Here is a 24,384-nt window from a genome sequence, read left to right as displayed (position 1 = left end):
AGGTTTATAATACCAGTTTATTCACCATTAATTAGATAATAATAAAAAGAATTCAATAAAGAAGTGAATTCTTTTATGCCAACTGTTGTCGATTCATCTGTCCAACAATTTTCAAATGTGTATTGATGTTTGTAACATATGTATGCAAGCTTGTGAAGAATGTCTGACTTCATCTTTAAAGAAGTTGATGTATAGACTTGAATACATTGTATCAAATGTTAAAGGACTGTGCGGACATTTGTTTTATGGCAGCCCAATGGATGTCACGCGGAAGCATGTATGCAAAGAGCTTTGTCAACTTAGTGCCACCATTTGCGATACTTCTGCAGTTGAATGTGCTAAATTCCAAGATGTACGTTGTCAACAATGTGCTAATTATTGCCGCCAGTGTGCTGGAGAGTGTCGTAAAATGACAACAATGTAATATAAGAGGCAAATCATATCATTGGTATTGAATTAGGGGGAGCTAAATGGGAATAAGTGAAATGATGAAGTTGGAACGACCATTGTTCATTTTGATGCTAGGAGTATTATTATCTCATCTAGGTACATATATGGTTGTCCCGATTTTACCAATTATGTTAAAGGTAGAAGCGGGATTATCACTTGTTCAGATCGGTATAGTCCTTGCATCTATTGCAATTTCTTTTCAATTCGGAGGTATTTTAGGTGGTTTTCTAGCTGATCGTATTGGGAGAAGATTTATTATTGGTTTAGGAGCACTAATTGGTGCTGGTGGATTAATTGGCTTAGGTCTTTTTACTTCATATGTATTCCTTTTATTAATGGCAATCACCATTGGTTTAGGGAATGGATTAAATGCACCTTCGACCAAAGCCTCAATTGCAGCTTTGTCGTCGAAAGAACACCAAACAACTGCTTTTTCTCTACGTGGGATTGCAGCAAATATTGGAATAGCAACAGCTGGACTAGTTATTTTCTTTTTTATTTCTGGTTCCTCACAAATTATTTTTTGGATAGCTGGAATTATTTATATCGTGCTTGCATTAAAAAGCTGGCTTTTTCTCCCTAAAAACTGTGAAGATCCCCCTTGTCCACATATTTCCGTTGGAGCTTATAAGGAAGTTTTTAATAACAAGCCATTTTTAGTATTTAGTGTTGGAGGCATTTTGATTTGGGCTTTATATGCTCAGTTTGCTTTAGCTTTACCATTACGAGCTACCGAAATTTTACATGATCCCCAAAATGTCGCATTAATTTGGACTATTAATAGTATAATAGTTATTTTTACACAAGGTATCGTAACAGCTTGGATTATTAAGCGACTTCATCCATTAACCGCCCTTGGATTAGGAATCCTTTTTATTGGTTTTGGTGTAGGCTCATTGTACTGGTCTAGTGCCTTTATTCATTTAATGATTAGTGGAGCTATTTTTGTTCTTGGAGAAATGCTTATATTACCTACCATCGATAGTACGGTATCACAACTTTCGAAAGCAGAATTAATCGGTATTTTCTTTGCACTGGCTAATGTTGTGTCAGGTTTAGGAGAAGCAGGTGGAAAGTTTGCTGGCGGGAAGCTTTTGGAATTAGGAACTGAAGTTGGCTATTTGCCGTGGACAGTTTATTCAGTAAGCGGTATATTTTTATTGTTCATTGTTGGGGTTATATTAAAAAGATGGGTACCACTTCAACTGGCTTTACAAGAAGCAGCGAATAAACCTAATATTCCTGAACATGTACCCAAAGTAACAACTGGTCCAATTCAACATCCTTCCCATCCGTTTAACGGTTGGGAGCCAGAAGTGTTTTTACGAAAGCGAGGAAATGCTAAATAATTAAGACTGAGATGAGGTATATCAGTTTATTCATATGTGCCCGATCTTAAAAAGGAAACAGTTTTTGAAGCTTATATTAATCATTCAGGGATCTTTAAACTTTAGGCAGAATTTAAGTTTAATAAAAATGTCATTTCTTTTCCTTTTGTTATTGAGGTATAGTAAGGAATAACGTTTGACGCTTAGGCGTTATTCCTCTAATTAAGTGATTTAAAGTTCGAATAAAGGGTATCAGTATCCGAATGGATATCCGTACCCGAATGGATATCCGTATCCATATGGGAATCCATATCCCCCAAATCCAAAGTAAAGCACCAGCTAATAAACCGCCTGCTAATCCACCAATGAAAGGCCAACCGAAACCAAATCCACCCAATGGTCTGCCGAACCCGACGGTCTGCCAAAAATCCTTTCATCTGGATTTCCTGCTTGTTTTTCCTGAAAGCGTGTATGAGGTGAAAATTGCATTTCTGAATTCATTGAGAGAACCTCCTATTTTTTTAACGATATTATTGTTATTTTTACCCCAAGATGTAGTAACAGCTAGGGATTATTTTGTTATTAGAGAAATCTTATAGTACCTTCCATTAATAATAAGGGTATTTTTTATTAAAATAGTGATTTTGAATTCACTACTTAATGTGAATTCAAAAATTACCATCAGATATTAGAAAATTTATGCAGACATTGCAAAGGCACGACATTCTTGAGCACAATGCAAGCAAATTTGACCACATCTTTGCGATGGTTCATCGGGGTGTTGTAAACAATGATTTCCACAAACTTCACAAATCTGTGCACATAATAAGGCAATAGATTTCGCAAAAAAGCTACAACGTGCAATATACTTTGCCGTTAAAGTACATATATCAGCACAATCTCTAAGTAATCTTAACTGCTCTCTTCTATGGCTTGAACCATCCATTTGTAGAATCGAATACTCAGTAAATTCACAAACAGCTTCACAATTTTGAATCGTTTCTAAAACTCGATGATAGGGCATATGGCCCTTATCCATATGATAAGACATCGTTTGATACATTAAATTCCCTCCAATGTTTATTTTTAACTTCCTACCCATTTCATCATATGTATGGACATCTCCCCATGTTTGAGGCATAAACCTATTTTTCAGATTATGACCAAAAACCCAAATTTTTTGAGTTTCTATAGTTGATCAAAATATCAAACGACAATTAGATTACTTAATAGATATGATTGTGAAAAAATGGTTCAAGAGAAATTTACTTGGGTTCTAGAGGTAGAGATGAACTTAATTCATTCTCATTTATACTTGGGGCATCGAAGAAAATCCGCCAAAACAGATAGAAGATTTTTAGTTTTTGATCCATGTTTTTCTCGAGAAGACTTAGCCCATCTGAATAAAGTGGTTAACTTGACAAAATAAAGCCGCATTTCTCCTTTAAATGCGGCAGTTTTCTAAATAATAGGTTGTTTACTTACAAAAAACTATTGGCTTAATGTTAATTGATTTTATGTCGACTGCTAGCCGAGAAAGTACTGCATCTACGGATGCGACACCTTACGCTGCTCGTGCTGTTTACGCCACCCTTACGGGGTCATACCCCGCAGCTTGTACACTGACAGTATCGTGATCATGAGCAACACTATCAGACCGCCCCCAGCGTGAATGAGTTCGCTCCGCAGCCCGATTACGATATCGGCACTTCCCGTCTCTGGCGCTACACCTGCTAGGAAGCCCACTGTCTGCATGTTTAGCAACAAGACGATGGTGGCAAGGATGGTTAGTAGGAGTTTGAAAAGGACCCAATAGTGCCGGAACAAGCCACACGGGGTGCCCAGTGACAGGATAATCCCAGTCAACAGTGAGGCGAGGGCTAACGGGACAATCGCGAACCAGCCGATCAAATCTATTGCGACCTATGCGGCACGTACCGTCTGAGTATCCTGGGTGTTCAGAGCGGTGACGACGAGAGCTAGGAGGCAAACAACTGCACCGAGCCAGCCGACCGAGAAAGTGATATGTGCGGTGAGCGTAAACTTACGGAAGCCGGATTTCATGGTCATGGCTGTTGCCCCCCTTGTTTTATGGAAGGTATATGGTCATTAGCGCCATCGGACTTAAAGTGGCGACCAGGGCCGTGGTTACCACCGCCAAAGAGCATCACGATGAAGACCAGAAGAATTAGGATGATTATGATGATCCCAGAGACCTACCCCCATCTCGGTGTACGGGGAGACGATCCGTGATCGGACATGTACGAATCCTCCTTTATGGTGCGTCGTAATAATAATTTCCTCCTGTTAGTTTTAGTTAATTCTTAGTGCAAAATAAGCATAAAGAATATCTTGAGAGTCAACAACTGGTTCCTTGTGATTTTGTTAGTGGGCATGGTTGGGGGATTCAATGAAAATGAGAATTACATTGTTGCGATAAAGAATGCGGTGACCGTTTAATAAAGGCCGCCGCATTCTATTTACCTATAATGAGTATAATGGTTATGGTTTATTGTTTGCTTCTGGATTCGGTGAAAATTACCTATCATTCCAAAACTGTAACTACTCATTATTGGGAATCACCTTTTTATTAAAGATTATTCATCATGTTTTCAGAATCGTTACCTTGCATCATTTCACTACGGCCTTGCATCATACCTTTGCTCCCGTGGCAAGAATCATACATCTCTTTTAGCTCTTTCGTAGATAAGCCTGGGTGCATTTTTTCCATATACGGCTTCATTTGTCCGAAGTTCTGCGTTCCATCCCCTTCACCGTTTACTTGAGCAAATGTATATGTTCCTGCTCCAAAAATAAATGCTGCACCTAAAATTCCAATCGCTAATTTTTTCATTGTTTCACATCTCCTTTCTTGACTCTATCATACTTTTAGGAAATGAAGATATTATGTTGAACTTATGTGGAAGTTATGAAGATTACTTATTTCATAATTTAAGATGATAAAATACATACAAGGAGTGTGGATAGATGACAAAAATTCTTTTAGTTGATGATGAAGAAATGATTCGAGAAGTACTTCAAGCTTATTTTGAAAAAGAAGGTTGGGATATTATATCCGCCTCAAATGGAATAGAAGCATTAAAAAGAGAAAAGGAAAATAAACTTGATCTTATTGTATTGGATCTTATGCTGCCGGATATATCAGGAGAAGAAGTATGCCGGTTAATTAGAAAAGAAAGCGAAGTGCCGATTATAATGCTGACAGCGAAATCAGCAGAAGATGATGTTATTAACGGAATCGTGATAGGTGCAGATGATTATGTGACGAAGCCTTTCAGTCCAAGAGAGGTGGTTGTTAGAGTTCAAGCGATATTAAGAAGAGTAAAGAAAACAAAGATGTCAAATCTATTCATTTTTAATGATAGAGAACTGATAATTGATCCGTTTAAAAAAGAAGTGGTTTTAAGAGATCAAATAATTACTTTAACCCCAATTGAGTATAAACTGCTTTTCACAATAGCGAATTATCCGGGTCGAGTATATAGCCGGGCTGATTTATTGGAGAATGTGCAGGAAGATGGATCTTATTTTGAAGGCTATGAACGAAGCATAGATACTCATATCAAAAATTTGCGTAAAAAGATTGAAACCAATTCCCGTCATCCAGAGTATATTTTGACTGTATTCGGGATGGGCTACAAGTTCGGAGGAAAACCGTATGCGAAAGACGTTGCGTTCTAGAATACTATTTTATTTCTTAGTGGTTTCGCTTTGTGGAATTTTCCTTTCAAGTTTTTCGATTTTATGGGGATTTGAAGATCATTTTAATGACTATTTACGAGAGAACAGAGAGAGAAACACTAGTCTTATTGAAAAAGCAGTGAAACAAGAATATAAAGAGAGCGGTAATCTCGTTAATGATGAAATAATGGGTTTGATGCATGAGCAGGCAATGACGGACAATTTATTTTATCGTGTTTATAACTCAAATGGACAATTGATGGCAGATACAATGAACATGCACGGAATGATGGGAAATATGGATGTACAACCGAACTCAATGCTTTCCGAAGATTATCAGTTCGAAATACACAATGTATCAATTGATAAAAATGTGATTGGAAGCATGAAAGTTTTCTATCCTGAAGGGCTGATTGGCGAGGATTTTGCCTTTTTGAAAACAATTAAACAAAATATTTATATTGCAGCTATTATAACCGTTATCCTATCATTCTTGTTCAGTATTTTGTTTTCAAAACGACTGGCGCTTGGGTTTAATAAATTATCAAGGACGGTTCAACAATTACAAGAGCATAAGTGGAACACACGAGTACCAATTGAGGAATTGACAGAAGAATTGAAGCCTCTTGGCCAATCCTTTAATGACCTTGCTGAGTCACTTTCTAAAGAAGAAGTGCTCAGGAAACAGTTCACAGACGACCTTGCTCATGAGCTTCGAACTCCGCTGGCAACATTAAGAAGTCAGATCGAAGCCTATCAAGATGGAATATGGGAACCAACACCGAAAAGGCTTCAACAAAGTCATGATGAATTAATGCGTTTGGTTCGTCTTGTAAATGAATTAGAAAAACTGCTTGCCGCTGAAAATCCACAAATTAAGCTTCATAAAAAGGAGATTGAAGCAGGGAAGATTGCTGCTCTTATAGAAAATCAATTTGGTCCTGCTTTCCTTGAAAAAAGAGTTCATTTGCATATCTTAAAATCTGAAAAAGAGTATCGGTTTAAAGCAGATCAAGACCGTGTCATTCAAATTTTAACGAATGTTGTAAACAATGCTCTTCAGTATTCACCAGCTGGAAAAAGTGTAATGGTTGAAATGGTAGAAAAAGATTACTTTGTAGGATTTTCAATCAAAGACGAAGGAGTAGGAATTGAAGAGAAGGATCTTCCCTATCTATTTGAAAGGTTTTACCGAGGCGATAAATCAAGAGACAGAAAAACAGGGGGAATCGGCATTGGTCTTTCAATTGTAAAGGCTCTTGTTGATGCCCACCGCGGGGAAATAAAAATTGATAGCCAGGTGAATGTAGGTACAACGGTGACAGTTTACTTCCCGAGAAAATAAAGAACAGACCCTAACTACTGCAGTCTGTTCTTTATTTTTTGTTCGTGTATAAGATTTTCTTTCTTTTCCAAAGCAAATAGAGGAGATAAAGAATGATAACAAAAATAATTAAACTAAATTGCCATTCGGTTTTTAAGTTAAGCACATAGACTGTGGAATAGGCTTCAATTAATAAAGCGGGAATTTTTCCTATCGTACTCGCAAAGCTAAAGGAAACAAGGTTGATTTTACTAAATGCGGCTGTTAATGTTACAGCTCCAGAGGGTACGAAAGGAAGGATTCTAAGTAACACGACAAAAAAAATGGCTGTTACGCCACCAGTGTTTTTTAACCTTTGCAGCAACTTAAATTTCTTCATTTTGCTTTTTGGATTTGCTGAAAGCTTATGTATCCCTTTGCGATATAGGATAAAGCTAACAATCGCTCCCAACGCTTCACCTATAATCAAAATGATCAAACCGGTTTTAAGTCCAAAGTATCCAATTGTTCCAATTGTAATAAAGGTGCTTGGCAATACCCCTGCTATCGCGATAAAAATGTTAAGCCCAATGCTAATCAAAGCAGCAAAGACTGGATTGAGGTAAAACAATAGTCCTTCCATTTTTTAGCCCTGCCCAGTCCATTTATAGCCTACTCCCCAGACGGTTATTAAGTGCTCATCAGCGGGAAAACCAGCTTTTCTAAGCTTTTCACGTAAATTTCTGACGTGAGAATCAATTGTTCTATCTTCAGTAGAAACATCATATCCCCAAATCGACGTTATTAAATGCTCTCTCGTAAACACTTTATTTTGATTTTTTAGAAATAAACTCATCATTCCAAATTCCTTTGGTGTTAAGGAGATTTCTTTTCCGTAATAACGAAGTTGAAAAGAATCCTGATCAAGTGTGAGACCACGAAATGAAATTTTACCAGAGTCGCTTTTTTGTCTTCGTAATACTGCTTCAATTCTAGCTGTCAGCTCTTCTTCATCAAAAGGTTTTGTAATATAGTCATCTGCCCCATGCTTTAATCCTTTTACGATATCTGTTTTTTCACTCATTGCCGTTAGCATAATAATCGGAGTATCCCAATATTTTCTGATTTCCTGACATGCTTCCCATCCGTCCATCTCTGGCATCATAACATCTAATAATATGAGATCAACCGATTGAGATTTCAAATGGTTAATGGCATTCTTTGCTGATTCTTTTTTAATGCAGGAATAGCCAAGTGGCGACAAATATAATTCTAGTAAATCTAGCATCATCGGTTCATCGTCTACTAATAAAAGGGTTCTCATATTTTCTGTGCTCCTTTGAAGATTAATTCGAATTCTGTCCCAATATTTTCCGAACTTTTAACCGAAATTTCAGCTCCATGTGCGTTGACAAGTTCTTTCACAATCGCAAGACCAAGTCCTGTCCCTCCAAGCGCTCGTGTTCGGGATTTATCAACACGGTAAAACCGATTAAATATATAAGGGATGTCCTTTTCCGGTATCCCTTTTCCGTTATCTTTGATGTTGATATGAATCGTATTCTTGTTTTTCCATACCTTTAATAAAATGTGTGCGCCTTCTTGAGAGTACTTCATTGAATTGTCCAATAAGTTGAAAATGATTTGCTCAAGCTTCAATGGATCAGCATTCACAAAAATATTTGATGGGCAGATGACTTCAAAGTGAATCCTTTTTTCCTGAAAAGCAGGAGAAAGCTTCTGCTCGATTCTTGTCATAAACTCCTTTAAATCGATTCGTTTTTCTTGAATGATAAAAGAATTTTGATCGATTTTAGCTAGATCAAATAATTCTTTAACTAAATCGGATAATCGATTTGTTTCCTCTACTATGATCTTTAAATATTTTTCTCTTTCCTGACTAGACAAATCACGCTTTAGTACGATATCTGCATATCCCTTCATATAAGTAAGGGGAGTTCGGAGCTCATGGGAAATACTAGCTAAAAAATCATTACGTTCTTGTTTTAAGTAATTTAAATCGGTAGCTAATAATTCAATAGATTTTGCTAAATCTCCTAATTCATCATCTGTTGTTTTAGGAAGGGAAACTGAGAAATTTCCTTTACTAATTTGCGAGGTTGCTTCCTTCATTTTAATAAGCGGTTTCGTGATGCCTATTGAAAGAAAGATAATAATAATAATTGTGAGACAGATGGAGATCCACCCTGCGAATATAAAGTGTTCATTTAAGTGCTGAATTAAGGAATGAACAGACGCTGTATTTTGAAACATGTATACATAGCCAGTAAGTTGTCCATCCATTTGTATAGGACTGATGGTTGCGATATATGGATGTTCAGCCCAATTGTTTTCTATCACTTTTCCCTTTCTTGGAATAGTAGTTGAAGGAGATTTCAAATAATCTTTAAATAGGCTGCTTTGTGCGGAAGAGTCGATTACATTCCCGGATTTATCTGTAATGACAACATCAGTATCTGATTCAGATTCCATTAATACAACATGATCAATCGTCTCAGCATTAAAATGTTTTTCAAGAATGGTTCTATGAGAGTTTCCCCTTGCTTGAAGAGCATTTAGCTCTTCTTCAACTCTCGAATCAGCAATCCCTTCATGTAAAAAGAAAAACATAAATGTCATCAATCCAAAAATAATCAAAAAAAACAATACTCCGAGCTTCACTGAAATTTTTTTCAACATATCTCACCTATTTTCAATTGTGTACTACGATTTTACATCATAAATATAAAAAATCTGTGCAGAGATTTTCATAAATGCCCTTCTTTTACATTTATATTACAGAAATATTGCTGACTTTTTTAAGTAGAAATATCTGCCTTTTATGACCGAAAGCCTTTATTATAGGGAGTTTAATCAAATTTCATCCCTTTTTTCTCATTGAAATTCAATGAAATATGACAAGATTCTTAATCTAACTGTAAAAGTTCATCCCTGATCCATATGATATAAATAGTATGAGTACAAGGAAGGAGTTGTCTTATGCGAGTGATACAGCGCGTATTTCTTACACTATTAACAAGTGTTTTTTGTTTTTCGATCGCAATTGTTGCTCATGCAGAAACAAGTCAAAAAACCTTAAAGGATGTTCAAAAGCAACTGGAGAATTCTGAAACAATCATTAAGCAAAAGGAAAATGAAAAAAAATCTGTAGATGTAGATACGAAGAAAATAGAAACTGTATTGAAATCATTACATACGACTATTAATCAAAACAACGAAGCGATTGCAAAAAATAAAAAGCGAATTGAAGATACTCAAATTCTTATTGAAAAGAAAAAAGAAGAAATTATCGTGCTTGAAGATAAAGTTTATATGCGTGAAGATGTGATGAAAAAGCGGTTGGTAGCTCTTCAATCTCAAGATTCGACGAATATCGTTATTCAAACATTAGCAAGTTCAGAAAATTTAGTAGATTTACTTGATCGAATCAATGCCGTAACCACCTTGTTAAATGCTGACAACAGTATATTAAAACAACAAAAAAATGATATTCAAAAAATTGAAGATGAGAAAAATGAGATTGCCTTGCAAGAGGAACGATTGCAAAAAGAACAAAATAATTTTGCTCAAAATCAAGCTGAATTAGAGAAAAATCTTCAAACACAAATTACAACTTTAAATGCTTTGCAAGCAAAATATACTTCATTATCTAAAGAAATTAGTGAAGCAGAACAAAATAAACAAAGGATTCAAGTGCAGGTTCAGCAAGTTCAGGCACAGTTAACGAAAGAACAGGAAGCTGCGAAAGCTGTTGTGAAAGAAGCTCCTATAGAGGAAGCACCGGTTGCTGCTCAAACTCCATCGCAAGCCCAAGCATCAACCGTAAATACTTCACAATCAGCAAGCAATGAATTTTATGTTTCCTCTACGGCATACAGTTTTGAAAGTACCCAAGGAACGACCACGGCGTTGGGTTATAATATTAAAGACAATCCTAATTTAAAATTGATTGCGGTTGACCCAGCGATTATTCCTCTTGGAAAAAAGGTTTGGGTGGACGGATATGGAGTGGCCATCGCTGGTGATACAGGTGGAGCGATTCGCGGTTATAAAATTGATGTGCTAATGCCATCAAATGCACAAGCATTGCAATGGGGAAGAAGAAATGTAAAGGTGAAAATTCTTGACTAGTTCGTTCAATAAAGAAACTAAGAACTCGTTACAGCGTGCTGTAGCGAGTTCTCTTTTTTTATCCCAATTTACCCCTTCCATTGAGCTTTGAACCGATGTTAAACATTCAAAAAGTTCTTTAGTTGCATTTTTAAATCAACTATCTTCTTTTGAATGAAAGGATTTGTGTTTACAGGTAAATCATCTACTTTAAAAAACTTAGCTTCTATAGCTTGATTTTGATCAGGCATTATTTCTCCTTCGTATTCAGTACAAATATAACCTATAGCAACGTTGTAATACTCATCTCCATCTTCTGTTCTTGTATATAATTCATTGCCTGAATATACACCAAACAAATTTAATTTATGTAAGGTAATTCCAATATCATCTTTTGCATTTCTTTTCAAACAATCCTCAACCGTTTCATCTAACTGTAATATTCCGCCGGGGATCATCCATTCTTCATCAGCGTATCTGTTCAATAAAATTTCCCCATTTTGATTAATAATTACCACACTAGGTCGAACGATAATAAGCGGAGAAGTTCCAATCATTTTTCTCATCTCATCACAATAGCTCATAAATAAGCCTCCGTTCCTAGAATTTGATACTTGGTCTGTGTGTACATATTCGTGAAAGTGAAAGAAACTCCTTTTTTAATTACAAATTCCAATAATCAAAAAATTATCAATAGAACGATCTTGAGCAGTAAGCGTAATCTCATATGATCAGAGAGCGTTTATAATTTTTCATTTTTCTTTTATTTTTATTTTATTTCTTCTTGATAAGATTGAAATATGTTCATGTGACAGGAGGAAAATATGATTAAAAAACTAATATTATTATCATTTGTACTTTTAATGGCATTAACAGGCTGTGCAAAAGGAACTGGACATTTATACATAAAGAAAAATGGAAATATGGATCTTCATTTTGATATGTTGCTAAACTCTCGTGCAAAAATGTTTTTAGATTCAACATTCGAAGAGAAAATAAAAAAACAATTTACCGAAAATGGGTTTGAATTTGAAAGGATGACAGATGGAGAAAATCTTAAGTATCATGCAGAGAAACACATAAATTCCTTTAAAACAAAGGAAGATAAGCTTCAAACTTTTTCTGTAAAAGTGACGAGCGGATTCTTTTACACAAAATATGAAGTTAATGGGGAAATTGATCCAAGTACATATATAGAAGGTACATTAAATCGTATAGATTCGAAAAATATTCCTAAAAACCTTTTTGATTTGTTTTTAGAAAAAATGGATTTTGATTTTAAGGTCACCTTGCCCATTGATTCAATTGGGAAGTATAATGCCGATCGTAAGGAGGGGAAAACATTAAGCTGGAATATATCTCTTACGGAAGCAACGCCTATTTATTTCGACTTTACTGTACCAAATATAAAAAATATTTCGATACTGATTGTAGGGATTCTAATCGTACTTGTTATCACATTTGGTGTATGGTATATGAAAAGAAAAAACAAAAAATTAGGTGAGTAGCATGCAAAAAACGATTTTAGTAGTGGATGACGATCGCGATATCGTAAGGCTTATTTCGGATGGATTAAAATATGAACAATTTGATGTAAAACCTGCATACTCAGGTCAAGAAGCGTTAGATAAAGTAAAGGAAGGGAAGATTGACTTTATTATTTTAGATATCATGATGCCAGGGTTAGATGGATTAGAGGTTTGTAGAATTTTACGGCAGCAATATAATATTCCTATTCTGATTCTTAGTGCTAGGGATCGGGATATGGATAAGGTAATCGGCTTAGAAATAGGAGCTGATGATTATATGACAAAACCATTCAGCATTCATGAACTTACATCAAGAGTGAAAGCCCATTTTCGAAAGATTGATCGATTGCAAAAAGAGTGGCTTAGTCAACATGAGGAAGTACAAACAAGTGGAAACTATATGTCAAAGGGTCCTTTGTCTTTAAATAAGGTCACGTATGAAGCCTTTCTATATGATAAAAAAATGGATTTATCTACGAAAGAATTTCAAATTTTATCCTATCTTTATGATCATCCAAATCAAGTGTTAAGCAGAGAACAAATTTACGAAAATGTGTGGGGCGATGAGTTCGGGGATATTAATACTGTTACCGTTCATATAAAAAATCTAAGGAAAAAGCTAGGAAAGGAATTTGATTCTATCAAGACTATTTGGGGAATCGGATATAAATTTGTCCTTGAAGGGTAGAGAGCATGAAACTTAAACTAAAGCTTCCTCTTTTATTTTCATTTATCATTATGATCTTAGCTGTCATGATTGCTATTTATATTAAAATGGATGTAATTGAGAGCATAATCACAAGAGTAACGGATATTCGCCATGAACATCAATTAAAGGATAGAGTGATCCCTTTAAAAATAGAGGAATTATATCCAGATGTCGATGCAATTGAAGCTTATATGAAAAAAACGATCACACGAGAGAAAATAACTTTATCTTTATATGATCCAAGTTTTAAAGAATTATATGTTTTTCGAGGTGCTCGAAAAGATAGAGAACCTAGCGAAACATGGTATCAAATTAAGGATCACAATGGAGAAACAGTCCTACTCTTGAAGCTGCAAAGGCCTTTAAACCCACAAGATATTATATTAAAAACTGTTTTTTCGGAGACGTTATTGTTGTTAATGATCGCGTTAGCTTTGATTTTTATCGCATTAACGATTTATTTGCATTATTTAATTACAAAACCGATTCAAAATTTAAATAAACGCTTAAGAAATATTAAATATCATAGCCCTTTTCATCCGATTATGCATAATAGAAAAGATGAAATTGGCGAACTATTTGAGCATGTTAGTGAAATGCAGGAAAGGATTCATCAATCTAACAAAGAGCAAATTGATATGGTTGCAGCGATTACTCATGATCTTAAGACGCCGTTAACATCAATAAATGGTTTCATCGAATTATTATTAACAAAGAAATCTTTATCAGAAATTGATAAGGAAGAATACTTAAATCTTATCGGCAAGAAATCAAGAGATATTACTGACTTGATCAATGAATTTTCAGCATTTACGAAAAATGAAGTGCTTTTACCATCGATTAGTTTTCATTCGATTAGAATAAAAGATTTTTTTGAGAGTGTTGCCATAGAATATGAGGCTGAGCTTTCAGGACTCGACTATGAATTATTTTGGGAACATCATTTTGCAAACGAATGTTTTTCAATTAATGAACCGATGCTACGAAGAGTTTTTGCCAATTTGTTTAGTAATTCTGTCAGGTATGGTGCTAAAGAAGAGCTTGAAGTTTATATGAATGGATATTTAAAAGGGGAATATGCCTTTTTTGTGATCGAAGATAATGGCATAGGTGTTCCAGATAGTGATCTCGCATTCCTTTTTCAGCGTTTCTTTACAGTGGATCAATCACGTCAAAGTGAAACAGGAGGAACGGGACTTGGTCTGGCGAGCTGTCAATCCATTATTGAGCGGCATGGCGGAGAAATCAGGGCGTTTCATTCTCAAAAAGGTGGGTTGGGGATAAAGTTCTCGATACCTATTGATAGTCATTAAACATCATCTATTTTTTCTTAAAAATAACAAAACAAACTTTTAACCAGCATCTAACCCCAATCATGAAATGTCCATAAAAAATAAATTAAATATATTGAATTTTTCTACAACTTGCATTATAGTATTATTAACAAGTGAAAATGGTTGGCAATGGTGCCTTTGGTGCAGAAATTATTTCTGTGCCAGGGTGCCATTTTTGTTTTTAGGAGTGTAACGAAGGATTGGAGTTTAGGTGTATTTGGTACTAGTACGCAAAGCTCATTGTTAGAAAGCTTAAACTAGCATAAACGGCGAGTGCCTATTCCTTGTTACGCTACGAAATCGTCGACAGAGTTTTGAAATATGTAAGTCGATTTAATCCACTTCACTCCTAAGTAAGCAGGTCATTGATATGATCGCAGTTTCACGCTGGGTCACAAATAGGAATATAAGGGATCAAAGAAACAGAAGACCAGAGTGAGAATACTCTGACCCTAGAAATCTACAATTTGTTATCCGTCAATTAAGCGCATGAAAATGGGGGGTGAAGAAAAAGCGGTAAAGGGGTGGATGAATTTTTCATAAAAGATGAAGCTTTTTATTGTCGCTAAAAAAGAAAGTATTAGGAAAAATAAAAGAAGGGGATGAAGTGGATGCACGAATTGAATTGCGATCAGTTTGTTTTTAGCTTTTCGGGGAAACATGCTCCAGTTCTCAGTGTTCAAAGCGGGGATCAGGTCATTATACGAACCCAAGATTGCTTTTCTGGACAAATCCAAAGTGACGATGATTTGGTTACTTCCATGGACTACAGCCGAATTAATCCAGCGACAGGACCGATTTATGTCAAAGAAGCAGAGCCTGGCGATATTTTAAAGGTAGAAATCCTTCACATATCGATCGGAGAAAAGGGAGTTATTACGACAATGCCAGATATAGGGACATTAATTCATCAATCTGCTATTCGCACAAAGACCGTGCAAATCAAGGAAGAAAAAACGATTGTATTCTCTGATCAGATTCAGTTCGCTTGCTCACCAATGATTGGAGTGATTGGAGTTGCTCCCTCAGAAGGAGAAGTTGCATGTGGACATCCTGGGGTGCATGGGGGTAACCTAGATTCCTCATGTATTGGGGAGGGGGCAGCCGTGTATTTACCAGTTTTTGTCCCAGGAGCCTTGTTTGGTCTTGGTGATTTACATGCCTCCATGGGGGATGGCGAAATGTGTGGGACAGGAATTGAAATCAATGGGGAGGTTCAAGTCCGTTTAACTTTGCTTAAAGGCGAAGGTAAGCCTCTGCCAACACCAATCGTGGAAACAGCGGATGCTTGGTATATCATTTCCAGTCATCATGAGATACTAAAGGCGATTCAAGCAGCAAGCGAGATTACGCAGCAACTAGTAGCTGAGCGTCTAAATATTGGCATGACGGACGCTTATCTATTAATGGGAGCAGTAGGTGATATCCGGCTTAGCCAATGCTGCAAGCCATGTCCAGTGGAAACAGTCGCACGGGTGAAAATGCCGAAGCTTATCGGGATGGAAAGTTTGCTAGGGGCATAAACAATTTATATATTCAACTTGTATACAGATTAGAATACAAATTTACATCCAAGAAATTAATATTCTTGTAAAAGTGTAGATAAAGGTTTTTAAATACAAGGAAAGGAGTTGCTTATGAATCCCACCTATTAAAAAAGAGATTAAAAGATTTAAGAAAAATATCATAAAAATCCGTTTTATGTCGGTAAGGAATATAAGGATGGAAATCAATATGAATGGACCAAATTCATCTTCAACAAAATGGTTCTTTGAACATCTTATCAAACCGAGGAATTATGTTACGAAGCTCTCAAAAGTCATAATTAGGTTTCTTTTAAAGATAGCCTTAAAAATCATCAAAAAGCATCGTAATAATATTTTAATATTCAGAATATTTATATTGACCTATTCAGAATGATTTTTTATACTTAACTTGTATACAAGTTAGAATACAAGTTTGTATCCAAGATAAGTATTCTAGTTAAGGGTGTGGATAAAAATGTATCAGCAAAAAGTAAAAGAATTACTCAAGGATCAAGCCTACCGACTAATAAAAGAAAAGATGATCAAAGGAGAGGAGGAGTATACCTCAGAAAATAATCTTGTACATGAACTGAATATGAGTCGGACACCAATCCGGGAGGCTCTAAATCGTCTTCAGCACGAGGGTTTTCTGAAAATCCTCCCAAACCGGGGCATTGTATTTACAGAGATATCTTTGGAGGAACGGAACGAGTTGATCGATATGAGAATCGCTATTGAAACGTATTCTCTGTGGCAAGCTGCTAATCGTATTGAAGACAAGCATATTGAAGATCTATACGGCATTATTGAGATGCAAGAAAAAGCTTATCTAGCTGGAGATTTTGGAGAACTGGTGGAAAAAGATGCGTTATTCCATTATTACTTACTGGAAATAGTCGGGAATTCACAATTCTTGAAGATGTATAGTCAGGCAAGGGAAAGGCAGTTCACAGTGAGAGCAGGAAAATGGCTCAAAAATAAACCTGACGTCCTTGAACATTTTATTGAAGAACATCGGATCATTTTAAATGCTCTAGTTCAAAAAGATATTCCTTCTGCCGTTCAATATCTGACGGAACATTTAGAAAAGGGCAAGCTGTAGGCGATTGAAACGAAAGAGGTGAGAAAAAGGATGAAATTTCGACTAGTCATGGCTCAATTAGAATCGACGTCTAGTAAACAGGAAAACTATGAAAAAGCTGTATCGGCCGTCCGTGACGCTGTTCTTCATAATCAGGCCCATATGGTCGTTTTTCCAGAAATATTTATGAGTTTTTTTCCTATCAATACCCCTAAACACATCATCGTGGATGACGCAGAAACATTAGAAGGATCCTTTGTTACCAAGATGAGAAAACTGGCGGCAGAAAGCGGGATTTGGTTAGTATTCGGGATGAAGGAATCGATGAAGGATTCGAATGAAGACCGCGTATACAATACGGTCGTCATCGTATCAAGTGATGGTTCCATTGCAGGAACGTATCGAAAGACCCATATGTACGATGCCTTCGGGTTTGAGGAAACGAAAACGATTGCCCCGGGAGACAGTTTATTTGAACCAATTCAAACTCCATTCGGAAAACTAGGTTTGTTCGTCTGTTATGAGCTGCGATTCCCTGAGATTGCCCGCTATCAGGCAGCCAAGGGGGCAGATATCATTATTGTCCCATCTGGCTGGGTGAAGGGTGCGATGAAGGAGAAGCATTGGAATCACTTAGTTACAGTTCGGGCATTAGAAAATACAGTTTTTGTGGCTGCATGTAATCAAGTGAGCGATTTTTACATCGGACAAAGTCTTGTTGTCGATCCGATGGGTGTCCAGCTGGTCGCAGGTCCAGAGACAGAAGCTCTAATTTATTGTGAAATAGATCTATTTAGAATAAAAAATGTACGCTCCAAGCTGCCATCGTATGAACAGCGGCAACCAAAGCTATATGAAATAACAAATTGATATCGAAAGGAACATGTTACATGCATAAATTAAGCAAGCGATTGGACGATCAACAAACGGCTTATGGAACAATTGTAACGCTAAAGGACCCAGCCGTTGTAGAGATGCTGGGATACACCGGGTACGATTTTGCCATCATTGATATGGAGCATACAACAATGGATTTTGGAATGGTAGAGCATATGATTCGAGCAGCCCAATGCGTACAAGTTTCTTCAGTGGTGAGAACCCCACAAAATGACTATGGGGCCATGCTTCGTGTTCTCGATGCAGGAGCGGATGCCATTATGGTTCCACATCTCACAACACGAGAACAAGCGGAGCGAACAGTTGGCCATGCAAAATATCGTCCAATTGGCTACCGAGGACTCGATGGCTCATCAAGATCCGCTCATTATGGCACTACTCCCTTTATAGAGCATATAAAGCGACAAAATGAACGGGTTACTGTAATTGGAATGATCGAAGATGCTATAGCAATTAACAATCTAAGCGAGATTGTTCGTGTGGATGGCCTCGATTTACTCTTTATCGGTCCTGCAGATTTGGCTTCCTCCCTCGGATATCAAGAGCAATTTGATCATCCCGTTGTGATGGAGGCCATGGAAGAAATTATTAGAGTAACACGGGAGGCCGGACTCGGTATCGGTATTCCTGCATTTACTGCTGAAGAGGTAGACATGTATTCCAGGTGGGGGGTGAATTACTTTACGATACCTCCTATAGATGCACTCCTGCTTAGCAAGATGTTGGCATCCCATTTACACGACGTTAGGGGTGTGGAAAATAGCTTGGTTGAAGGACATAAATAAAATGGAATAAGGAAAAAAACTCACTAAAGTTTTTATATTATTTAGAAGAATCATGGTTATCTGCTTCAATATATTTTTGAATATTCTAACAATTTCAAGAAAAAGAAGAATTAATGAGAATAAGTTCTTTTATTTACAAAGGGGGAAATAAAAAATGAGATGGATTTCAAATTGGAAGTTAGCAGCTGTAATGCTGATTGTTTTATCTATTTTAGTATCTGCGTGTAGTCCCAATAAACAAACATCCTCGAAAAAGGAAGATCCAGTATCGAAAGAATTGACCGTCACGGTAGGCGGAGACCCAGTAGGTTTAGACCCTCAAAATGTAACAGATACGATCTCCAGCCTGATTAATTATCAAATCTACGATCGGCTCGTTACATTTAATGGAGAAATGGAGATCATCCCGCAATTGGCGAAAAGCTGGACAACCTCAGAGGATGGGAAAACCTGGACCTTCGAGCTAAATAAAGGTATCAGCTTTACAGACGGTACACCTTTTAATGCAGAAGCGGTAAAAACCAGCTTTGAACGAGTGGCCAACAAAGATAAGAATTTAAAGCAGTATTCTTTGGTAGGGCAGTATATTGATAGCATTACAACTAATGGCGAGACGACGGTTGTTTTTCATTTGAAAGCCCCGCAAGGAGCCTTTTTAGGGAATTTAGCTCACCCTGCCAGTAGTATTCTTAGTCCTAAGTCGATTAAAGAAAACGAAGAAGGAATTGCGAAGAATCCAGTTGGAACGGGTCCGTTTAAATTAAAAGAATGGATGACCGGGGATGCCGTGGTACTGGAAGCAAATTCAGATTATTGGTCTGGAAAACCCTCAGTGAAAACTGTTACCTTTAAAAATGTTCCAGAAACATCAGCAAGTGTCATTATGCTAGAAACTGGAGAAGCTGACCTGACAGGCAGTCTCCCTCTTGCGGAATTAAATCGATTGGAGGATAACGATACCATTATGGCCAATTCCATCGAGGCCAATCGAATTGCATATGTCGGCTTTAATACAACCGTTGAGCCATTTAATAAAGTGGAGGTGCGTCAAGCAATAAACTATGCAATTGATAAGGAAACCATGGTAAGCAAATTGTACGACGGAAGGGTTCGAACATCTACTGCTGCCATCTCTGAGTCCACATTCGGTTACAGTAATGTTGGTGCCTATCCATTTGATATTTCTAAAGCAAAGACAATCCTGAAAGAGGCAGGCGTTGTCCCGGAAGATTATAGTTTTCGATTAATTTTTGCCGCAAACGTAACGCAGGATAAGCCAGCAGCTGAATTTGTTCAAAACAGCTTGCAGCAGCTGGGCTTTAAAGTTGAATTGCAAACATTGGAATTGGGAGCCTATTTAGAAGCTCTGAAAGACCCAAGCAAATATGATTTATTTATGAGAGGGGCGTTAGCAAACACTGGTGATGCAGACCCGTTATTCCGCGATGCCTTATTATCAACGAGCCCTACGAACTATGCCCATTACAATAACCCGGAAGTCGATAAGTTTATCATGGCAGGACAATCGCAGGTCAAACCATCTGAACGCCTAAAAAGTTATACAGAAGTGCTGAAGATGGTCAAGAAAGATGCACCATGGATTTTTCTTCATGAAGATGTAGCACATTGGGGAGTGGCAAAAAATGTGGAAGGTATCACATTCCTCCCAACATATATATATGATTTGCGTAAGGCGGTAAAAAAATAAGCAGGGATGAATGGGAATCTACAAAATAGAAAGAGGAGGAATTATTTTGACAAGTTATATCATAAAACGCGTGCTGCAAATGATTCCAACCTTAATTGGTGTGTCCATCCTTAGCTTTATTATCATTCATTCAGTTCCTGGAGATCCAGCCAATTTAATTGCGGGAGCTGATGCAACCGCAGAACAAATACAAAGTGTTAGTGAACGTTTAGGCTTGGATGAACCTTTATACAAACAGTATTTAAGCTATGCATTGGGTTTGCTCAGAGGCGATCTGGGCATTTCCTTGCATTCAGAGAGGCCGGTCCTACAAGAAATTATGACAAGGTTTCCGAACACGATTTTGCTTACGGTCTATTCTATATTCATTATGGTTATTGTCGGTCTATTTGCAGGAATTTTTTCAGCGACGAAGCCGAATAGCGTAAGGGATAATGTGGCGATGATGTTTTCCCTATTCGGGATATCAATGCCAGTGTTTTGGTTTGGAATTATGCTTATTCTATTGTTCTCCTATTATTTACAGCTGCTTCCTTCTGGAGGAAGCAGCGGCTTTCAATATTTTATTCTTCCTTCTGTGGTCTTAGGGCTTTCCTCTTCTGGCGTTTTAGCAAGGTTAACCCGCTCTAGTATGCTAGAGGTGATTCATCAAGACTATATCCGTACAGCACGTGCCAAAGGTGTCAAGGAGAGGATCGTCATTTATAGGCACACATTAAAGAATGCAGCCATTCCCATTATTACGATTATAGGATTGGAATTTGGCACATTATTAGGCGGAGCTGTTGTCACAGAGACGGTATTCTCGATGAACGGACTTGGGAGGTACATTATTCAATCTATACAGTTTCGGGATTATCCCGCCGTTCAGGGATGCATTTTGTTTGTAGCAACAATCTTTGTCTTCGTCAATCTCATCGTTGACTTGAGTTACAGTGTATTGGATCCCAAAATCAGATATAAGTAGAAGGGAGTAGAAGCAATGAGTAAGACCTCTATCATTCTAGAAGGGAAGCAACCTATAAATCCTACCTATCAAAGACGATCACAATGGACGTTGATTTTGAAGAGGTTTAAAAAAAATAAACGGGCCGAAGTTGGATTGTGGATGACGGTGCTGGTGATTTTTGTCGCTGTTTTCGCCAGATGGCTTACCCCTTATGATCCGATTGAGCAAAATCTAAATATTATCTTGAACCCTCCTTCTTTAAGCCATCCTTTTGGGACTGATGAATATGGGCGGGATATGTTATCGCGGATAATCTATGGAATTCAAATCTCCTTAATGGTCGGGGTATTTGGTGTGTTGATTAGTGTAGTGCTTGGTGTATCTCTTGGTACAATCGCGGGTTACTTTGGCGGAAAGATAGACATGTTTATGATGCGGGTGTTGGATATTTTTATGGCATTTCCAAGTTTCCTTCTTGCTATCTCTATTGTTAGTGTATTGGGACCTGGCATGGTAAATGTCATGATTGCAATTGGTATCTTTTCCGTGCCGAATTTTGCGAGAATTTCCAGAAGCGCTGTCTTAACAGTCAATAATAAAGAATATATCGAAGCAGCCAAGTCGATGGGGGCAGGAGATACCCGAATCATCTTGAAGCATGTGATTCCAAATAGCATCACCCCGATTATCGTTTTGTCTACGATGCGTATTGCAACAGCCATTCTCACAGCTTCAGGATTAAGCTTTCTTGGGATGGGTGCCCAGCCGCCGACTCCTGAATTAGGAGCAATGCTAAACGCAGGAAGGGAATTCTTAAGAACAGCTCCTCATGTCAGCACAATACCTGGCTTAATCATCATGTTTATCGTCCTGTCCTTTAACATGCTGGGGGACGGTATTCGGGATGCTCTTGATCCAAAAATGAAGTTGTAATCTTATAAAGAAATAGAAATGTAAGATGTAAAGAGGAGGGGAAGGATTGGAACATGTATTACTTGAAATAAAAGGACTCAAGACATATTTTTTTAGAGATGAAGGGGTGATTCCTGCTGTTGATGGAGTGGATATCTCTATTCGCAATGGGGAGACGGTAGGAGTTGTTGGAGAGTCTGGCTCTGGAAAAAGCGTAACTTCCTTGACAGCAATGAGATTAACCCCGGGGAAAGTGGTAGAAGGTTCTATTAAGTTCGATGGGAAAAATATTTTAGCTTTGACAGAAAAACAAATGCAGGAGATTCGGGGCAATGAAATGGCCATGATCTTTCAAGAGCCAATGACTTCTCTAAATCCTGCATTTACGGTTGGGGATCAGATTGGAGAAGCTGTTCGGATCCATTTGAAGTATAGCAAGGCAAAAGCTAGGGAAAAGTCCATTGAGATGCTCAAGTTGGTAGGGATTCCTAGATCGGAACAAATAGTAGACGAGTACCCACATCGTTTATCCGGAGGAATGAGGCAGCGGGTTATGATTGCGATGGCAATGGCATGCAATCCAAAGCTTTTAATTGCGGATGAACCGACGACTGCTCTAGATGTAACCATTCAAGCTCAAATCCTTGAATTAATGAAAAATCTACAGTCCGTACAAGGGACGGCGATTCTGCTTATTACCCATGATCTTGGTGTCGTGGCAGAAATGTGTGACCGTGTTGTGGTTATGTACGGCGGGAAAGTCGTCGAAGAAAGTGATGTCGTTACACTATTTACTCGTCCTAAGCATCCGTATACACAAGGATTATTGAAGTCGATGCCAACAATAGAATCGGAGGAGAAACGGTTGTATTCCATTAAGGGAAGCGTACCAGCTCCAGGAAGCTTGCAGGAAGGGTGCCATTTTGCTCCTCGTTGTGAATTTTCGACAGATGAATGTGTAAGACGGAAGCCCCAATTGGAGGAAATAGAAACAGGCCATTTTATAAGATGCTGGCTTCATACATCCGACAAAGGGAGTGATCGCAATGAAGAAGCCATTGGTTGAGGTCAGAAATTTAAAAAAATATTTTCCCATTCAAAAAGGGATCTTTAGCCGAACAGTCGGTCATGTTAAAGCAGTGGACGGATTGGATTTTACGATTTATCAAGGGGAAACACTCGGATTAGTAGGAGAAAGTGGATGTGGAAAATCGACAACAGGGAGAGCGCTTCTTCAGCTTCTTCATCCAACAGAGGGAGAAGTTATTTACGAAGGGAAAAACCTAGTTGGTATGCCATCAGGCAAATTAAGAAAGTACCGGAAAGATATGCAGATGGTCTTTCAGGATCCGTATGCTTCCCTCGACCCAAGACTTACCGTTCACGATATTATCGCCGAGCCACTCGAAATTCACAATGTTGTCCAAGGGAAAGCAAAAACACGCCGAGTGGAGGAATTGCTTAATATTGTAGGTTTAAGCAGCTACTATGCCGAGCGGTATGTGAATGAATTCAGTGGCGGACAACGACAGCGAATTGGAATTGCTAGGGCACTTGCTTTAAATCCGAAACTAATTGTAGCAGACGAACCGGTATCCGCCTTAGATGTATCTATCCAATCCCAAGTCATCAACCTTATGCAAGATTTACAGGAGCAATTTCATTTAACGTATTTATTTATTGCCCATGATTTAAGTGTGGTAAAGCATATTAGCAACCGAATCGGCGTCATGTATTTGGGGCGCTTGGTGGAGCTGGGGGATAAAAAAGAGCTGTTCGAGTCCCCAAAACATCCATATACGAAAGCATTATTGTCCGCTGTTCCGATTCCAAGTCCGTTAATAAAAAAAGAGAGAATTGTACTCCAAGGGGATGTGCCAAGCCCAGCCAATCCGCCTTCAGGCTGTTCGTTTCACCCGCGTTGCAGCAAGTGTATGGAGATTTGTAAGACTGAAAGGCCTGCATTAAAAAAAGTGGATGGACAATATGTTGCATGTCATTTGTACACTTAAAAGTGAACTGTTCCAAAAAGACTTGAGA

The 24,384-nt window shown here is 37.7% G+C and carries 26 protein-coding genes; 17 read left to right on the top strand and 9 right to left on the bottom strand.

The features are described from left to right. The first annotated feature begins 115 nt into the window (after positions 1–115). Both FDO66_RS21555 and FDO66_RS10270 read left to right on the top strand, forming a co-directional pair. Entirely contained in the window at positions 116–424 is a 309-nt protein-coding gene (locus FDO66_RS21555) for a four-helix bundle copper-binding protein (RefSeq protein ID WP_483861452.1), read from the top strand. A gap of 46 nt (positions 425–470) precedes the next feature. Then, a complete protein-coding gene (locus FDO66_RS10270) occupies positions 471–1,799 on the top strand; it encodes an MFS transporter (RefSeq protein ID WP_141432563.1) in 1,329 nt (442 codons plus the stop codon). A 333-nt stretch (positions 1,800–2,132) separates the two neighbouring features. Here the strand turns inward: FDO66_RS10270 and FDO66_RS21465 are convergent, their stop codons facing one another. The 5 genes from FDO66_RS21465 to FDO66_RS10245 all read right to left on the bottom strand — a co-directional run bounded on the left by FDO66_RS21465 (position 2,133) and on the right by FDO66_RS10245 (position 4,632). Next, positions 2,133–2,279, bottom strand: a complete 147-nt coding sequence (locus FDO66_RS21465; protein ID WP_395939765.1) for a hypothetical protein — start codon at positions 2,277–2,279, stop codon at positions 2,133–2,135. Positions 2,280–2,475: 196 nt separating this feature from the next. Beyond that, positions 2,476–2,919 carry a four-helix bundle copper-binding protein gene (locus FDO66_RS10260; protein WP_258535694.1) on the bottom strand — a complete coding sequence of 148 codons (444 nt, stop codon included), beginning with the start codon at positions 2,917–2,919 and terminating at the stop codon, positions 2,476–2,478. 441 nt (positions 2,920–3,360) lie between these two features. After that, complete coding sequence (locus FDO66_RS21265; protein ID WP_258535693.1) at positions 3,361–3,612, bottom strand: hypothetical protein; 252 nt, start codon at positions 3,610–3,612, stop codon at positions 3,361–3,363. Between the two features lie 89 nt (positions 3,613–3,701). After that, positions 3,702–3,848 (bottom strand): hypothetical protein, encoded by a 147-nt coding sequence (locus FDO66_RS21260; protein WP_258535692.1) that lies wholly within the window; start codon positions 3,846–3,848, stop codon positions 3,702–3,704. A gap of 520 nt (positions 3,849–4,368) precedes the next feature. Beyond that, the gene (locus FDO66_RS10245; RefSeq protein WP_141432561.1) at positions 4,369–4,632 is read right to left on the bottom strand and encodes a hypothetical protein; all 264 of its coding nucleotides are present in this window, start codon (positions 4,630–4,632) and stop codon (positions 4,369–4,371) included. A gap of 134 nt (positions 4,633–4,766) precedes the next feature. Between FDO66_RS10245 and FDO66_RS10240 the strand changes: the two genes are divergently transcribed. Then, positions 4,767–5,480, top strand: coding sequence for a response regulator transcription factor (locus tag FDO66_RS10240; protein ID WP_141432560.1), 714 nt, complete (start codon positions 4,767–4,769; stop codon positions 5,478–5,480). Continuing rightward, on the top strand, positions 5,458–6,825 hold the full coding sequence (locus FDO66_RS10235) for a sensor histidine kinase (protein WP_141432559.1): 1,368 nt from the start codon (positions 5,458–5,460) through the stop codon (positions 6,823–6,825). The genes FDO66_RS10240 and FDO66_RS10235 overlap by 23 nt, the downstream gene beginning before the upstream one ends. A gap of 31 nt (positions 6,826–6,856) precedes the next feature. Here the strand turns inward: FDO66_RS10235 and FDO66_RS10230 are convergent, their stop codons facing one another. The 3 genes from FDO66_RS10230 to FDO66_RS10220 are packed head-to-tail and all read right to left on the bottom strand — an operon-like array spanning position 6,857 to position 9,480. After that, positions 6,857–7,426: a TVP38/TMEM64 family protein gene (locus tag FDO66_RS10230; protein WP_141432558.1), complete on the bottom strand. Its 570-nt coding sequence runs from the start codon at positions 7,424–7,426 to the stop codon at positions 6,857–6,859. Between the two features lie 3 nt (positions 7,427–7,429). Beyond that, positions 7,430–8,107, bottom strand: a complete 678-nt coding sequence (locus tag FDO66_RS10225) for a response regulator transcription factor (protein WP_141432557.1) — start codon at positions 8,105–8,107, stop codon at positions 7,430–7,432. After that, on the bottom strand, positions 8,104–9,480 hold the full coding sequence (locus tag FDO66_RS10220) for a sensor histidine kinase (protein WP_141432556.1): 1,377 nt from the start codon (positions 9,478–9,480) through the stop codon (positions 8,104–8,106). Before FDO66_RS10220 ends, FDO66_RS10225 begins: the two co-directional genes overlap by 4 nt. Before the next feature lie 303 nt (positions 9,481–9,783). Between FDO66_RS10220 and FDO66_RS10215 the strand changes: the two genes are divergently transcribed. Continuing rightward, positions 9,784–10,935 (top strand): 3D domain-containing protein, encoded by a 1,152-nt coding sequence (locus FDO66_RS10215; protein WP_141432555.1) that lies wholly within the window; start codon positions 9,784–9,786, stop codon positions 10,933–10,935. A 98-nt stretch (positions 10,936–11,033) separates the two neighbouring features. On the opposite strand, the gene FDO66_RS10210 is transcribed toward FDO66_RS10215, so the two are convergent. Then, positions 11,034–11,498: an NUDIX domain-containing protein gene (locus tag FDO66_RS10210; protein ID WP_141432554.1), complete on the bottom strand. Its 465-nt coding sequence runs from the start codon at positions 11,496–11,498 to the stop codon at positions 11,034–11,036. Between the two features lie 240 nt (positions 11,499–11,738). Here FDO66_RS10210 and FDO66_RS10205 point away from each other — a divergent pair, with 240 nt between their 5' ends. The 12 genes from FDO66_RS10205 (at position 11,739) to FDO66_RS10150 (ending at position 24,356) form a co-directional block, all read left to right on the top strand. Further along, positions 11,739–12,422, top strand: a complete 684-nt coding sequence (locus FDO66_RS10205; protein WP_141432553.1) for a hypothetical protein — start codon at positions 11,739–11,741, stop codon at positions 12,420–12,422. 1 nt (position 12,423) lies between these two features. Beyond that, complete coding sequence (locus tag FDO66_RS10200; protein ID WP_141432552.1) at positions 12,424–13,131, top strand: response regulator transcription factor; 708 nt, start codon at positions 12,424–12,426, stop codon at positions 13,129–13,131. A 5-nt stretch (positions 13,132–13,136) separates the two neighbouring features. Next, positions 13,137–14,465, top strand: a complete 1,329-nt coding sequence (locus FDO66_RS10195) for a HAMP domain-containing sensor histidine kinase (RefSeq protein WP_141432551.1) — start codon at positions 13,137–13,139, stop codon at positions 14,463–14,465. Between the two features lie 632 nt (positions 14,466–15,097). Continuing rightward, complete coding sequence (locus FDO66_RS10190; RefSeq protein ID WP_181444527.1) at positions 15,098–16,009, top strand: acetamidase/formamidase family protein; 912 nt, start codon at positions 15,098–15,100, stop codon at positions 16,007–16,009. A 478-nt stretch (positions 16,010–16,487) separates the two neighbouring features. Further along, on the top strand, positions 16,488–17,114 hold the full coding sequence (locus tag FDO66_RS10185; protein ID WP_141432549.1) for a GntR family transcriptional regulator: 627 nt from the start codon (positions 16,488–16,490) through the stop codon (positions 17,112–17,114). A 30-nt stretch (positions 17,115–17,144) separates the two neighbouring features. Then, positions 17,145–17,963 carry a carbon-nitrogen hydrolase family protein gene (locus FDO66_RS10180; RefSeq protein ID WP_141432548.1) on the top strand — a complete coding sequence of 273 codons (819 nt, stop codon included), beginning with the start codon at positions 17,145–17,147 and terminating at the stop codon, positions 17,961–17,963. A 20-nt stretch (positions 17,964–17,983) separates the two neighbouring features. Then, positions 17,984–18,775 (top strand): HpcH/HpaI aldolase family protein, encoded by a 792-nt coding sequence (locus tag FDO66_RS10175; RefSeq protein WP_141432547.1) that lies wholly within the window; start codon positions 17,984–17,986, stop codon positions 18,773–18,775. A 154-nt stretch (positions 18,776–18,929) separates the two neighbouring features. Continuing rightward, positions 18,930–20,483, top strand: coding sequence for an ABC transporter substrate-binding protein (locus FDO66_RS10170; protein ID WP_141432546.1), 1,554 nt, complete (start codon positions 18,930–18,932; stop codon positions 20,481–20,483). Between the two features lie 46 nt (positions 20,484–20,529). Beyond that, complete coding sequence (nikB, locus tag FDO66_RS10165; RefSeq protein WP_141432545.1) at positions 20,530–21,450, top strand: nickel ABC transporter permease; 921 nt, start codon at positions 20,530–20,532, stop codon at positions 21,448–21,450. Between the two features lie 15 nt (positions 21,451–21,465). After that, positions 21,466–22,365 (top strand): nickel transporter permease, encoded by a 900-nt coding sequence (nikC, locus tag FDO66_RS10160; RefSeq protein ID WP_141432544.1) that lies wholly within the window; start codon positions 21,466–21,468, stop codon positions 22,363–22,365. A 46-nt stretch (positions 22,366–22,411) separates the two neighbouring features. Beyond that, a complete protein-coding gene (locus FDO66_RS10155) occupies positions 22,412–23,410 on the top strand; it encodes an ABC transporter ATP-binding protein (RefSeq protein ID WP_141432543.1) in 999 nt (332 codons plus the stop codon). Continuing rightward, positions 23,391–24,356, top strand: coding sequence for an ABC transporter ATP-binding protein (locus FDO66_RS10150; protein WP_141432542.1), 966 nt, complete (start codon positions 23,391–23,393; stop codon positions 24,354–24,356). Before FDO66_RS10155 ends, FDO66_RS10150 begins: the two co-directional genes overlap by 20 nt. The last annotated feature ends 28 nt before the right edge of the window (positions 24,357–24,384 follow it).

Source organism: Bacillus sp. 03113 (assembly GCF_006546985.1).
GTDB lineage: Bacteria > Bacillota > Bacilli > Bacillales > Cytobacillaceae > VATK01.
The sequence above is the reverse complement of the archived record's forward strand: the minus strand, read 5'-3'. Positions and strand labels throughout refer to the sequence as shown.